The sequence below is a fragment of the Bartonella raoultii genome (assembly GCF_019659805.1).
In the GTDB taxonomy this organism is placed as follows: domain Bacteria; phylum Pseudomonadota; class Alphaproteobacteria; order Rhizobiales; family Rhizobiaceae; genus Bartonella; species Bartonella raoultii.
Genome location: NZ_JAIFRO010000002.1, coordinates 37,775 through 52,792, shown reverse-complemented (window position 1 = coordinate 52,792; position 15,018 = coordinate 37,775). Strand labels below are relative to the sequence as shown.

Below are 15,018 nucleotides of genomic sequence, written 5' to 3'. Positions count from 1 at the left end.
CTCATGCAGGTATATAAATTTTCTCTTTTAAAAAACCAAAGAGACACTTCTTGATTTTTATGTACAGATATGATTGTTTCTTTAAAGTTAAAGGGGGGAAAGTAAACCGATGATTGCACGTGTTACAACTGTTGCTTTTCGTGGTTTAGAGGCTGTTCCTGTTGATGTGCAGGTTATGATTTCCTCCGGTAAAATAGGAATGGCTATTGTTGGATTAGCGGATAAAGCAATAGCAGAAAGCCGTGAACGCGTGCAAGCAGCTCTTCATGCTTGCGGCCTTTCTATGCCCACTAAACGGGTTACCATTAATCTTGCGCCAGCTGATTTACCTAAAGAGGGATCACATTATGATTTGCCAATTGCTGTCGGATTAATGCTTTCTATGGGTGTTCTTCCTTCAGAAGTCGCGCAAGACTTTATTATTTTAGGTGAATTATCACTAGATGGGTCACTTGCTGCCGTCAATGGTGTTTTACCAGCTGCAATAACCGCTTTATCACTTGATAAAGGACTCATTTGTCCCTCTCAATGCGGGCCTGAAGCGGCATGGGCAAGCCCAGAAATGAATATTCTTGCACCTGAGACACTTCTCACCATGGTTAATCACTTTAAAGGAACTCAAATTCAAAAACGTCCACAACCACGCCAATATACAGTACAAACTGAACTTCCAGATCTTTGCGAAATTAAAGGACAAAAAACCGCTAAACGTGCATTAGAAGTTTGCGCTGCTGGACGGCACAACCTTTTGTTTGTCGGTCCTCCTGGTGCAGGAAAATCTATGTTAGCACAACGCTTACCCTCCATTTTGCCTCCTTTGGATAGCCGTGAACTATTAGATGTGTCTTTGATCGCTTCTATTACAGGGGGAACACTCCATAATACTCTTTCACTCCACTGTCCTTTTCGTGCTCCCCATCATTCTGCTTCCATGGCTGCAATGATCGGTGGAGGACTTAAAGGACGGCCGGGGGAAGTCTCACTTGCACATAATGGTGTTTTATTTCTTGATGAATTGCCTGAATTCTCTCCACAAGTTCTGGATTCTCTTCGTCAACCTTTAGAAAGCGGCGAATGTGTTATTGCCCGCGCTAATCATCATATTAGCTATCCTGCCCGCATCCAACTTATTGCTGCAATGAACCCTTGTCGATGTGGTATGGCTGGAGAAAAAGACTATGTTTGTGCAAAAGGAATACGTTGTCAAATCGATTATCAATCCCGTATTTCTGGACCTCTGCTTGATCGAATTGATCTACGGATTGATGTCCCTGCTTTAACGGCTATGGATCTTATGCAACCAGAACAATCCGAAAAAAGTTGTGATGTTGCAAAACGTGTTGCGCGGTGTCGTGATATTCAAATTAAACGTTTTACTAAACTGGGATTAGACCATATTCGTACCAACGGTGATTGTCCGGCAAAAATTATCGAACAAATTGCTATTCCTGATAAAAATGCTGCTACCCTCTTACGAAGCGTGAGTGAAAAAATGCATCTCTCTGCACGTGCCTATCATCGTATTCTGAAAGTTGCACGCACTATTGCAGATCTTGATGAAGCAGACCATCTTTCACGCCATCATCTTGCAGAAGCGCTTTCTTATCGATTAGGTACGGAAAGATTAACTGCCCTTACCTAGAACGCTTATATCAATAAAAACTGATTGGAAAATAACGTAGATAAAGTTCTGTAAGCTTACCATCGCTTTCTAGAGATCTCAAAGCATAATTGAGTATATCAATCAATTTTTCATTCTTTTTTGCAACAGCAAGCCGCATTCCTTGCCCTAATAATTGTGGAGCCATATATGCCCCCCCAACAAAATGACAACAATGAACAGATTTACTATCATTTAACCATAAAGATAAAGCAAACCCATCATCAAAAATAAGATCAATTTTATGATCCTGTAGCGCTTTATAAAGCTCTGATCTCTTCTGAAATCCCTGCCATTTTGCTTCAGGAAAATAAGTATGAAAAAGCTTTTCATGCGTACTCTTGAGCAAAAGCCCACTGTTTAAATATGCCAACTTTTCATTTATTGGTTCATTAAGATTTATAAATTGAGAAGCAACAAAACGCGCTGGAAAACGCAAATAAGATTTCGTAAAAACAAGGTCTTGTTGAGTCTTACCTGTTTCTTTCAAACCTGCAATAATAACCTCTGCATCACCGTTTTTAACATGCTTTATGAGCTCTTCCCAAGGAACAACCTCTACCTCACAGAATTTCTCTAAATTTAATTTTACGCAAATAGCACGCAATAAATCGATATTATAGCCGGCAAGATGCCCTGTTTGGTCAAGAAAATTAAAAGGAGGAAAATCAAAAGTTGTCACAAAACGCAAACGCGTTATCCCTGTTACATCAGGTTGTATAAAAGATTTTTGTGAATTAAAAAAAGAAGGCAATCTTCCAGCGGTTTCAGCCATAGTGAGAGGAGAAAATAAAAATCCCCACGCTATAAAGAAAGCTCCCATAAAAAGATTGAACGCATTTATAGATTTCGCTCTTTGCAAAGTCTTTCCCCCATTTATCAACTACAATAAAACTTTTCTTTGTCGTAGTATCTAATGCATTTTACTGAAATATCAGGTACTCTCATCAATTAAAACTCCTGCTATTCTTTAAAACTGTCAAAAAATTTAACCATTTTCTTCTTTAAACGATAAAAGAGGATGTCAGAGTTTTAATGTCAACCTTTCAAAAACACACAAAAGCAATCCTTTGATAAGAAAACTATTTTCTTAGTATAAATATTAATAAAAATATCTGTGTTATTGTTCGTTCACTCTTTTTGCTAAAAAGAATATTTTTTATGTTTTTTCAATAAACGAAAAGTTTTACTCTTAAGAAGAAAACACAGCGTTTTTTCTTCAATATTCAATAAGTAATAAACTGTGATCTTGTGTAAGAAGTGCTTATCAAATTATGATAATTTGATTTTTCCATAAGATTTAAGTGATAATATCTCGCTCTCTGCACAATCGAAAAATACAAATAATTAAAATGCAACTTTAACAACTAATACTCTGTAAAACGCAACTTTATTAACTCCTTTTGCGATATTTTTCTGTTTCCATCGTAATGGAACAACATATATTATTTACGTGCGCAAAAATCATTCTTTCTATACCATTATACAATGACAGATATTGAATCTCAATCTGATATACGGTAAATGTCTGATGTGGTTATTCCATAAATAACGGATCAGAACATTAAGCTTTAGAAAAGCTTATAAAATAACGTAAATTGAATACAGAAATGGATTAACTTATGCGTGATGAAATACCCTCACCGACATTAAGAGATGACTATGATGCCGCTTCTATCAAAGTGCTCAAAGGTCTTGATGCTGTCCGCAAACGCCCTGGTATGTATATCGGTGACACGGATGATGGCTCAGGCTTACACCATATGGTCTACGAAGTTGTCGATAATGCGATTGATGAAGCTTTAGCCGGTCATGCTACTCTCGTAAATGTTACACTCCATGCTGACGGTTCTTGTTCCGTTTGTGATAATGGACGTGGAATTCCAACAGATATTCATCCAACAGAAGGGATTTCAGCAGCCGAAGTTATCATGACACAGCTTCATGCAGGTGGAAAATTTGATCAAAACTCTTATAAAGTTTCAGGTGGATTACATGGTGTTGGTGTTTCTGTTGTTAATGCTCTATCCGTTTGGCTAAAATTACAAATCAAACGTAATGGTAAAATTCATGAAATGTCATTTACCCATGGAGTTTCTGATTCTCCACTAAAAATTGTTGGCGATTGCGATAAAGAAAGTGGAACAGAAATCAGGTTTTTACCAAGCCCTGAAACCTTTACGATGGTTAAATTCGACTTTGAAACTTTAGAGCGCCGTTTACGTGAATTAGCGTTTTTAAATTCTGGTATTCATATTCTTCTTACTGACCAACGCCATGCTGATATCCGGTCTGTTGAATTGCACTATGAAGGTGGATTAATAGAATTTGTTAAATACATTGACAAATCGAAAAAAACACTCCTCGACGATCCTATTTACATTGCAAATGAAAAGGATGGAATGAGTGTTGATGTTGCTCTATGGTGGAACGATTCCTATCATGAAAAAGTTTTATGTTTTACAAATAATATTCCTCAACGTGATGGTGGAACCCATTTAATAGGATTCCGCAGTGCTCTTACGCGCCAAATTAATGGTTATGCTGAATCTTCAGGTATTGCAAAAAAAGAAAAAGTGAACTTAACAGGAGATGACTGCCGTGAAGGATTAACGGCTATTCTTTCAGTCAAAGTTCCTGATCCCAAATTTTCTTCACAAACAAAGGATAAGTTGGTTTCTTCTGAAGTTCGTCCTATCGTTGAAAATTTGGTCAATGCAGGTCTTTCAACATGGCTAGAAGAACATCCTAATGAAGCAAAGCTTCTCATTAGTAAAGTAGTAGAAGCAGCAACAGCACGTGAAGCAGCGCGTAAGGCACGTGAGCTTACAAGACGAAAAGGGGCGCTTGATATTACCTCCCTACCAGGCAAGCTTGCCGATTGCCAAGAACGTGATCCAACAAAGTCAGAAATCTTTATTGTTGAGGGAGATTCAGCTGGTGGTTCAGCAAAAAGCGGGCGTTCACGTCAAAATCAAGCGATTTTACCCCTACGCGGTAAAATTCTCAATGTTGAACGAGCACGCTTTGATCGAATGCTTTCATCTGATATGATTGGTACACTTATCACAGCTCTTGGAACATCCATTGGTAAGGATGAATTTGCACCAGATAAGTTACGTTATCATAAAATCATCATTATGACAGATGCAGATGTCGATGGTGCTCATATCCGTACCCTTCTTCTTACGTTCTTTTTTAGACAAATGCCCGAATTGATTGAACGTGGACATCTCTATATTGCCCAACCACCTCTCTATAAAGTCTCACGTGGTAAATCTTCTCAATATATTAAAAATGAAGCAGCATTCGAAGAGTTTTTAATCGATACTGGGCTAGAAGAAACAACTCTAGAACTTGCAACAGGAGAAGTTCTTGCCGGAGCTGACTTGCATCAAATTGCTAAAGAAGCGCGTGTATTACGTCAACTGTTAAATGGTCTCCATACGCGTTATGATCGTAATATTGTTGAGCAAGCAGCAATCGTTGGGGCTTTTAATCCTGAAGCTTTTGCAACACAAGAAAAAGCACAAAAAACTGTAGATACCATAGCGCACCGCCTGAATTTAATTGCTGATGATATGGAACGTGGCTGGATAGGCCAATATACATCAGAAGGAAATTTGTGTTTTGAACGTATTTTACGTGGTGTTAAAGACGTTATTACACTTGATGTAGGACTTATACATTCAACCGATGCACGTCAAATTGATCGTATTTCCCACAATTTTATGGAAATATATAATCCTCCTCCTATTCTACATCGCAAAGAAAAATCAGAATATATTTGGGGACCTATGAGCTTTTTAGAAAGCATTTTTGCAAATGGTAAAAAAGGTATTACCCTTCAGCGTTATAAAGGACTTGGAGAAATGAATGCAGAACAACTTTGGGAAACAACTCTTGATCCTGAAGCGCGCTCTCTTTTACAAGTTAAAATTACTGATGCAACTGATGCTGATTCACTCTTTTCTCGTTTAATGGGTGATGAAGTTGAACCGAGGCGGATTTTCATTCAAGACAATGCCTTAAGCGTTGCTAATCTTGATATCTAAAGATACTTTTTGTGTTTCTAGCTGTATAAACGTCGCGGTTTTATATGTCGCTTTTTCGTATGTAAGTATTCTTTTTCTCTTTCATGTACGATAAAAGCAAAAAAAAGAAGGTTACGTATATGACAGCTGAAACAGAACGCGTAGGAGCCAAGGGTGGTATGGAGTCCTCTTTTGGCTTTACAAAAATTGATGAAGCACAAAAACAGTCCATGGTTGACGGTGTATTTCACTCTGTTGCTGAAAATTATGACAAGATGAACGATATCTTATCATTAGGATTGCACCGAGTGTGGAAAAATTCCATGGTTGCATGGCTTTCTCCACCAGCCCTTACCCATTGGAAAGTTCTTGATGTAGCAGGTGGTACTGGAGATATTGCTTTTCGTATTCTTAATGCTTCACGCAAAAAAGCCCATGCTACAGTCTTAGATATTAATGGCTCAATGCTCAGTATTGGCAAAAAGCGGGCACAAAAAAATGGTCTGACCCATCTGGTTGACTTTGTTGAAGCCAATGCAGAAAATTTGCCTTTTGAAGATCAAAGCTTTGATGCTTACACGATTGCCTTTGGAATTCGCAATGTACCTCATATCGATAAAGCTTTGAGGGAAGCTTTTCGTGTTTTAAAGCCAGGAGGACGTTTCTTATGTTTAGAATTTTCAAATGTTGAAATGCCTTTTCTAGACAAAATCTATGACCTGTGGTCCTTTCATGCTATTCCAAAACTTGGGCAACTCATTGCAAATGATCGTGATGCTTATCGTTATTTGGTTGAATCTATTCGTAAATTTCCTAAACAGGATGATTTTGCCCATATGATCAATTATGCTGGTTTTTCGCGAGTCTCGTACCGCAATCTTACTGGTGCTATCGCAGCATTACATTCAGGTTGGAAAATTTAAAAATGGTACAAATTTCCACTTATTTTCAATTAATACGTGCTGGATGGGTTTTAGCGCGTGAAGGTGTCTTAAGTGCCCTTCCTCACGAAGATCTTAGAGGGTTTCCAGCATTCTGTCACCGTATGGCAGGAGTATTAGCGCGACGCAAAACAAAAAAAAAGCGACGTTCTGAAAATATTTCCTATGCTATTAATAAATTGGGCCCTTCTTACATAAAACTTGGCCAATTTCTTGCTACTAGACCAGATATTGTAGGACGTGATGTTGCAGATGATTTAGTCCAATTACAAGATCGTGTTCAGACATTTTCTTGTACCGCCGCGATTGCTCAAATTGAAAACTCTCTTGGCCGCCCTCTCAATGATTTATTCGTAAACTTTTATCCTCCTATTGCTGCTGCTTCTATTGCTCAAGTTCATCCAGCAGAATATTATGATGAGAGCGGTCATATAAAAAAATGTGCTGTTAAAGTCATACGTCCTGATATCAGAACACGTTTTGCTAAAGACCTAAGAAGTTTCTATCTTATTGCTCATTTACAAGAGCGTTATATTCCTGCTTCTCGAAGGCTTCGTCCTGTTTGTGTCGTCGACACTTTGGCACAAACAACACGCCTTGAAATGGATTTGCGTTTAGAAGCATCTGCTATATCTGAAATGGCAGAAAATATTCAACATGATACAGGTTTTCGGGTTCCACATATCGATTGGGAACGTACAGGACGAAATGTTCTTACAATGGAATGGATTGACGGGATAAGAATATCTGAAGTTTCTGCACTCAAAGAAGCTGGATTCGATTTAAAAACTCTTGCAATTACGCTTATTCAATCTTTCCTTCGTCATACATTGCGTGATGGCTTTTTTCATGCCGATATGCATCCTGGTAATTTATTTGTTGATAAAAAGGGATGTATTGTTGCTGTTGACCTAGGAATTACAGGACGACTGGGAAAAAAAGAAAAACATTTTCTTGCTGAAATCCTCTATGGCTTTATTACCCGCGATTACCACCGTGTAGCACGTGCTCATTTTGAAGCTGGATATGTCCCTCCACACCACAATATTGAAAATTTTGCTCAAGCCAATCGCGCTATCGGGGAACCAATCCATGGACAATCAGCACAAAGCATTTCTATGGCTAAACTGCTCACACTGTTATTTGAAGTTACTGAATTGTTTGATATGCAAACAAGACCTGAACTTTTGCTCTTACAAAAAACAATGGTTGTCGTAGAAGGTGTTGCTCGCACATTAGATCCTCATTTTAATATGTGGAAAGCTTCTGAACCCATTGTTAAAGAATGGATTAGCAAAAATTTAGGACCTATAGGAGTTGCAAAAGACTTTAGTGAAGGAACACAAGTACTGCTTTCACTTGCACGTAAAACACCGCAATTGATACAAAACTTTCAACGTATGGAAGAAGATCTTAACCAAATAATAAAAACAGGATTTAATCTTTCTCCTACGACCCTTAAAAAACTTGCTGTCGAACAAAGCCGTACAAACCGTTATGGACGTTATAGCCTTTTTATTATTGCTCTTTGTTGTGTTTGTCTTACTTTTTATCTTTTGCATCTTTTTTAATCTGCTCAATATGCTAAAAACATTAATAATGAAATCATTGATATCATTTTATTTGTTGGATATATTTTATGGCTAGTATTACAATTCGTAATCTTTCTCCTGAAGCTAAAGAAGCTTTGCGTATACGTGCTGCGCGAAATGGCGTTTCTATGGAAGAAGAAGCACGGCGCCTTTTAAGTAACCCTCTAACTTCAGCCATACATACTTCTCAAACCAGTCCTGTTGAAGAGAAATCACTGCAATCAAAATCTCTCCTTCTTATTATTGGTGGAAGTATTGCTGCTTATAAAGCACTTGATCTCATTCGCCGTTTGCAAGAACGTGGAGCACATTTAAACATTATTATGACAAAAGCAGCACAAAAATTTATAACGCCTTTGGCTGCTGAAGCTTTAAGCGCTGGTACGGTATATAGTAATTTATTTTCACGCGAAGAAGAACATGATATCGGACATATCCGGTTAGCACGTAATGCTGACTTAATTATTTTAGCGCCTGCTACAGCGAATCGCATTGCCAAAATCGCTAATGGCATAGGAGATGACTTAGCCAACTGTGTGCTTTTAGCTGCACGCTGTCCACTTTTAATTGCACCAGCTATGAATCCAGCTATGTGGACTCATCCAGCCACTGTTCGTAATATCACACAACTACGCGCAGATGGCATTCATATTATTGGACCAGAAATAGGTACAATGGCTGAACGCGACGAAATAGGATGTGGACGCATGAGTGAACCCCTAACCATTGTAGCAGCAATAGAAACTCTTTTAAATGTATATGAGAAGCCTCTGTCTGGTCGTCATTTCATTGTTACCTCTGGTCCTACCTATGAACCTATTGATCCTGTACGTTATCTTGCTAATCGTTCTTCAGGTAAACAGGGCCATGCCATTGCAGCAGTTCTTGCAAATCTGGGCGCTAAAGTGACACTTATTTGCGGCCCTGTTAATCTTGCCGACCCACAAGGCGTAAAAACCATTCATGTAGAAACAGCACAACAGATGTTACAAGCTGTTCAAGACGCATTGCCTGCCGATGGTGCTCTTTTTGTCGCTGCCGTTTGTGATTGGCGCAGCCAAACACAATCTTCCCATAAAATCAAAAAAAGTACCTATAAAATACCACCATCCCTACATATGGTTGAAAATCCTGATATTTTAGCAACAATCGGACATGCTCCCAATCGCCCTCCATTAGTAATTGGTTTTGCTGCTGAATCCTGTGATATCATTGCCAATGCGCAAAAAAAATGTATCAAAAAAGGGGCAAACTTTATCCTTGCTAATAATATTTCTCTTCTTCCTGATGGGACAAGTGTTATGGGTGCTGATACAAACCAAGTTTATCTCGTTAGTAAAGAAAATGTTGAAAAATGGCCATATATGCATAAAGAACAAGTGGCACAAAAATTAGCAAACGTTATCATATCATTTTTTAACTCCCATACCTCTGCACATTCATGAAACACAAATTTTTTATTATAAAATAACATAAAAATAGGATCTCTTTATAAAGCCAAAGCTATCATTCCGCCTACCAAGTGTTGTTTATTGAAAGGTACAACGGCATTTTTATTACCTTTTAAGATCGCTTTTATTTACACATTAGCCCACATCTATAATGTGCCAACATTGAATATAAAGATTTTCTCTCACTTCATTTTAAAGTGCTTCGTTCTTGCTCTTTTTTCTGTGCGTGACTATCTTACTTCATGCACAAAACTCTATAGAAAAAATAACCCTTTATCGCATAAAATAAAAATCTGTTCCCTTTAAAAACAATATTACTTTTCTCATTTTTATTGAAATGAAATCTTAACTAAAAATGTATATAATATATTTCTTGTCTTTTTTCTTTTCTTCCTTAATGTATTCTTTATGATTTTTACTGCTGCTTACCGTGCTCTTCAATATCTTTTTACCCCGCAATATCGAATTTTGATAATGAAAGCTTTGGGGCTGACTTTTATTATTCTTGCTATTTTATGGTTGTTTTTACGTCATCTCTTTCTTTCTTATTTTGCATTATGGCTTCTCCATTTTTTTCCCGAATTATCAAATTGGAGAGGATGGTTAGAACTGAGCATACTTATTATTTTTAATCTTGGTTTAGCTTGGCTTATGGCTTTTTGGATTGCCCCAATTACGGCTATGATTGGTGGCTTTTTCATTGATGATGCAGCTGAAATTATTGAAAAAGAAGCTTATCCAAATGAGCCTCTTGGACATGCTTTATCATTTGGACGTTCTCTTATTCTTTCTTTGAAGTTTGTTGTTTTAAGCCTCCTTGGTAATGGAATTGCTTTTATTTTGTTTTTTGTACCAGGAGTGAATTTGATTGCCTTTTATATGATTAATGGCTATTTGTTTGGTCGTGAGTATTTTTTGTTTGCTGCTTACCGTTTTCGCTCTGAGCAAGAGGCGCGTGCTTTTTTACGAATTCATTACGCAACAGTTTTTGGTGCAGGATTATTGATAGCGCTTTTTGTTTCGATTCCTTTTCTTAACTTAACAACGCCGCTATTTGCAGCGGCCCTCATGACACACTTACATAAAATGCTTTCCCAAAAGACCGCCATAAACATTACACCGTAATAAAAACATACAGTATGCATTGCACGGACAATTAACAAAGCATATAAAGAAAGAATCCTGCTTTAAGCAATCTCTTTTATTTTTGTTCATTAAAGAAAATCTTGCTCTTATGCGCGCAATTTTATAACATAATGTTATTTGTATCCATTGTTTTCTATGGACGATAAGATTCCTATTAAAGTTTATATGGTATTTTCTCTTTAAGCTTGCATCATAAGCATTATGGTTTACTAAATGTTGATCTCCTATCATAAAATAATGAGGAAGTTGCTAGCCAATGCAGACAATGATATTTAATATCAAAGCAAAGAAATAGATGATGCAGATTATAAAAACTGCTGCGTGACTTATCGTAAGAAATGTTCTATTCAGGCGGAAATATTACTGTTATAGAGAAAGGATAATGGGATAAACGCTATAAATATACTGAAAAAATTTTTAATTAATCCGCTTATTTAGCTAAAAAAGCTAAGTTAATTTAAATTTTATTCTATTTTCTTAAATCATGCAAAAATTATATTGTATTTCATTGTATTATATTTCAAGGAGAGGTTACAAAGATGAACTGGATTACGAATTATGTTCGTCCTAAAATTAACTCTATATTGAGACGCCGTGAAATTCCAGATAATCTATGGATCAAAGATCCTACCAGTGGTGAAATGGTCTTTCATAAAGACCTCGAAGTAAATCAATATGTGATACCACGTTCTGGCTATCATATGCGCATTAGTGCTAAAAATCGTCTCATGCATTTTTTTGATAATGGCGTTTATACACCTCTTGAAAATCCAAAAGTTGTAACAGATCCTTTAAAATTTCGCGATGAAAAGCGCTATATTGACAGACTCAAAGAATATCGCTCTAAACTTGGTGTTGATGATAATATTTTAAGTGCGCGCGGTACTATTGAAGGCTTACCGATTGTTGCAACTGTTCAAGATTTCGCCTTTATGGGAGGATCTCTTGGTATGGCTTCAGGAGAAGCTATTATTAAAGCCTTTCATACTGCTATTGCAGATAAATGTCCTTTGGTTCTTTTTTCTGCTTCCGGCGGAGCGCGTATGCAAGAAGGAACACTTTCACTGATGCAAATGCCCCGTACAACGGTTGCAATTGAAATGATAAAAGAAGCAAAACTTCCCTATATTGTTGTTCTTACAAATCCAACAACTGGTGGTGTTACTGCTTCTTACGCCATGCTCGGTGATATCCACATTGCTGAACCTGGTGCTATGATTGGCTTTGCCGGACCACGTGTTATTCAACAAACCATACGCGAAACCCTCCCAGAAGGTTTTCAAAGTAGTGAATATCTCCTTGAACATGGCATGATCGACATGGTCGTATCGCGTTTAGAAATGAAAACAACAATTGCACGCCTTTTACGTTTAATGATGAAACGTCCCGCAACTCTTCCTTCTCCTCATCCATCACCCGCAGGTTCTCAAACATCTCTTTCTAAAACAAAAGCAGCTTAATTTCATGCAAGAAGGCCCTGTGCAAAGGATAATAGATGATTTATTAAAAAATTATCCTAAAAAATTTGATCTTTCTTTAGAACGTATTTTTCGTATTTTAGAGTGTCTTGGTAATCCACATTTAAAGCTTCCGCCTATTCTTCATATTGCTGGAACAAATGGTAAAGGCTCTGCTTCAGCTATTTGCCGTGCTCTTTTGGAAAGTGCAGGTTATCTTGTTCATGTTTATAGCTCACCTCATCTTGTCAACTGGAATGAACGTTTTCGATTGGGACAAAAAGGAAGTGGACAACTTGTTAGAGAAAACCAATTGGCTGAAACAATTCATGAAATTATAAAAGTGAATCATCAAAAACCAATTACTATTTTTGAAATTCTTACCGCTGCTGCTTTTATGCTGTTTAGTACACATCCAGCTGACGCAATAATTTTAGAAGTCGGATTAGGAGGATGTTTTGATGCAACAAATGTCATTAAAAAGCCCGCTGTATCGCTTATTATGCCTATTGATTATGATCATGAAATCTTTCTTGGAAAAACAATTGCACAAATTGCTTCTCAAAAGGGAGGAATTATTAAACCAAGAGTTCCAGTCGTTATCGGTAAGCAAAACCATGAAGAGACCCTTTGTGTTTTAACAGCACTTGCCGATAAAAATAATGCACCTTGTTTCCTATTTGATCAAGATTATCAAAGCTATGTAGAATATGGACGTATGGTCTTTCAAAACAATTGTGGTCTTATGGATCTTCCACTTCCTAACCTTGTTGGAGCTCATCAAATTGCCAATGCAGGAGCTTCTATTGAAGCTGTCTATCAAGCAGGATTTCAAATTTCAGAACAAGCAATAAGTCACGCTTTACAAAATATTTATTGGCCAGCACGCATGCAACATCTTACCCATGGACATTTAATTGATCAATTATCTCCTGATATTGACTTATGGCTCGATGGGGGGCATAACCCCGCAGCTGGAAAAGCTGTTGCAGCAGAACTTGCACAATGGAGAAAAAAAACAAGCCGTCCTCTTATTATGATTGCCGGTATGCTCAATACAAAAGATACTGTTGGTTATTTTCGCTCCTTAGCAAACCTTGTAGATAAAGTGTACACGATACCTTTGACGAATAATAAAGCAGGAGTTTGTCCAAAAATTTTAGCACAATCTGCCCAAAAAGCGGGACTTTCCGCCATCCCCCAAACTAACTTACAAGATGCCCTCCGTAAAATTAATACAGAATATAAAGAAGCAACCCTCTTTATTGGTGGATCTCTTTACCTTGCTGGCGATATTTTACGTGACAATAAAACACCACCATGTTAGAAATTAGATTATTTGTTGAGCTTTTGAAAGATAGACTTTTTAATCATGCAATCTGATTATGCACTTTACCAACATCCTAAACTTATTACTGTTTTTGGCGGATCTGGTTTTGTAGGACGACACGTCGTTGAAACTTTAACCAAACGGGGATATCGTGTTCGTATTGCTGTGCGTCATCCACAAAAAGCTTATTATATGCTCCAAGTAGGAGACGTAGGACAAACCCAAATGCTTAAAACAGATATCAAGCATCGTGCTTCTGTTGTACGTGCGTTGCTTGGAGCAGATGGTGCTGTATTTCTTCCTGGTAGTTTGACACAAGCAGATCAATCAAATTTTAAAAAAACACAAATTGATGGCACGAAAAATGTTTCTGAATTAGCAGCTCAAGCGGGTATTCCTCTCATATATATGTCAGCACTTGTTGCCGACCAAAATGCTTCTTTTCTTTATGCACGCATTAAATCTATGGGGGAGAAAATCGTTCATGACACACATCCTCAAGCAATTATTATGCGCCCATCCGTTATCTTTGGGCCAGAAGATTGTTTCTTTAATACTCTAGCAAATTTATCGTGTTTTTTACCGATCATACCTCTTTTTGGAGGAGGACAAAGTAAATTGCAGCCTGTATATGTTGGTGATATTGCTGAATTTGTTGCACGCGCTTTAGAAGGACGCGTTATCTCTGGAAAAGATTATGATCTTGGTGGTCCTCAGATTATCACATTTCAAGATGCGCTTGAAAAAATATTCAAAGTTATTCGCCGTAAAAAAACAACTCTCTCCATGCCTCTTTCTATTGGCCTATTAATTGGGGGTATTTTAGGAACCCTTGGTAAATTACCCCTTGTACCAAAACTGGTAACCGCCGATCAGATACGTTTCCTACAAGTGGATAATATCGTTTCTCAGGAAGCTTTAAAAAATAGCTATACTTTAGAAGGTGTAGGCATTACTCCTAGAGCCATGGCTACTCTCTTACCAAATTATCTATGGCGTTTTCGCCCTCACGGCCAATTTTCCCAAAATTTGTTAGCCTAAAGTATAGTCTTAATCAATAAATTGATCAAAACGTTGATTTATAATGGTGACTTATTTTTTTGCTATAAAAAATGAGAAGAGAAAATTGTCTTATTTCCAAGCTCTCATATTGAGAATCATCAAATCATAAGGAAAATAAAGGCATAAAGAAAAAACATTACAGAAAAGACACGCACTATCTCCTATAAATTGTCTTCATAAAAGAGCTAGAAAAATATTAAAAAGCAAAAATATCATTATGCTTCTTGTTTGCTCTATTCCTCTCTTAAAAATAATATCCCCCAATAAACTTGTAACTTTGTCTTTCACAATAAAATCAAAAAAGAACGCATGTTGATAAGTTTTGTTCATTCATAAAAAACTTTT

Annotated in this window: 10 protein-coding genes; 9 read left to right on the top strand and 1 reads right to left on the bottom strand. The window is 37.2% G+C overall.

Going from position 1 to position 15,018, the window contains the following annotated elements; translation table 11 throughout:
* Window positions 1-109: 109 nt before the first annotated feature.
* Window positions 110-1,642, top strand: coding sequence for a YifB family Mg chelatase-like AAA ATPase (locus K3248_RS01630; protein ID WP_220716626.1), 1,533 nt, complete (start codon window positions 110-112; stop codon window positions 1,640-1,642).
* A 10-nt stretch (window positions 1,643-1,652) separates the two neighbouring features.
* On the opposite strand, the gene K3248_RS01625 is transcribed toward K3248_RS01630, so the two are convergent.
* Entirely contained in the window at window positions 1,653-2,483 is an 831-nt protein-coding gene (locus tag K3248_RS01625) for an ABC transporter substrate-binding protein (protein WP_220716826.1), read from the bottom strand.
* A 799-nt stretch (window positions 2,484-3,282) separates the two neighbouring features.
* Here K3248_RS01625 and gyrB point away from each other — a divergent pair.
* From gyrB to K3248_RS01585, 8 genes are all read left to right on the top strand, one after another.
* Window positions 3,283-5,715, top strand: a complete 2,433-nt coding sequence (gene gyrB / locus K3248_RS01620; protein WP_220716625.1) for a DNA topoisomerase (ATP-hydrolyzing) subunit B — start codon at window positions 3,283-3,285, stop codon at window positions 5,713-5,715.
* A 119-nt stretch (window positions 5,716-5,834) separates the two neighbouring features.
* Window positions 5,835-6,617, top strand: a complete 783-nt coding sequence (gene ubiE / locus K3248_RS01615) for a bifunctional demethylmenaquinone methyltransferase/2-methoxy-6-polyprenyl-1,4-benzoquinol methylase UbiE (RefSeq protein WP_220716624.1) — start codon at window positions 5,835-5,837, stop codon at window positions 6,615-6,617.
* A gap of 2 nt (window positions 6,618-6,619) precedes the next feature.
* Entirely contained in the window at window positions 6,620-8,206 is a 1,587-nt protein-coding gene (gene ubiB, locus K3248_RS01610) for a 2-polyprenylphenol 6-hydroxylase (RefSeq protein WP_220716623.1), read from the top strand.
* A gap of 68 nt (window positions 8,207-8,274) precedes the next feature.
* Window positions 8,275-9,672: a bifunctional phosphopantothenoylcysteine decarboxylase/phosphopantothenate--cysteine ligase CoaBC gene (coaBC, locus tag K3248_RS01605; protein ID WP_220716622.1), complete on the top strand. Its 1,398-nt coding sequence runs from the start codon at window positions 8,275-8,277 to the stop codon at window positions 9,670-9,672.
* Window positions 9,673-10,086: 414 nt separating this feature from the next.
* Complete coding sequence (locus K3248_RS01600; RefSeq protein WP_220716621.1) at window positions 10,087-10,803, top strand: sulfate transporter family protein; 717 nt, start codon at window positions 10,087-10,089, stop codon at window positions 10,801-10,803.
* Between the two features lie 560 nt (window positions 10,804-11,363).
* Window positions 11,364-12,284 (top strand): acetyl-CoA carboxylase, carboxyltransferase subunit beta, encoded by a 921-nt coding sequence (gene accD / locus K3248_RS01595; RefSeq protein WP_220716620.1) that lies wholly within the window; start codon window positions 11,364-11,366, stop codon window positions 12,282-12,284.
* A gap of 4 nt (window positions 12,285-12,288) precedes the next feature.
* Window positions 12,289-13,608, top strand: coding sequence for a bifunctional folylpolyglutamate synthase/dihydrofolate synthase (locus tag K3248_RS01590; RefSeq protein WP_220716619.1), 1,320 nt, complete (start codon window positions 12,289-12,291; stop codon window positions 13,606-13,608).
* A gap of 45 nt (window positions 13,609-13,653) precedes the next feature.
* Window positions 13,654-14,652: a complex I NDUFA9 subunit family protein gene (locus K3248_RS01585; RefSeq protein WP_220716618.1), complete on the top strand. Its 999-nt coding sequence runs from the start codon at window positions 13,654-13,656 to the stop codon at window positions 14,650-14,652.
* The last annotated feature ends 366 nt before the right edge of the window (window positions 14,653-15,018 follow it).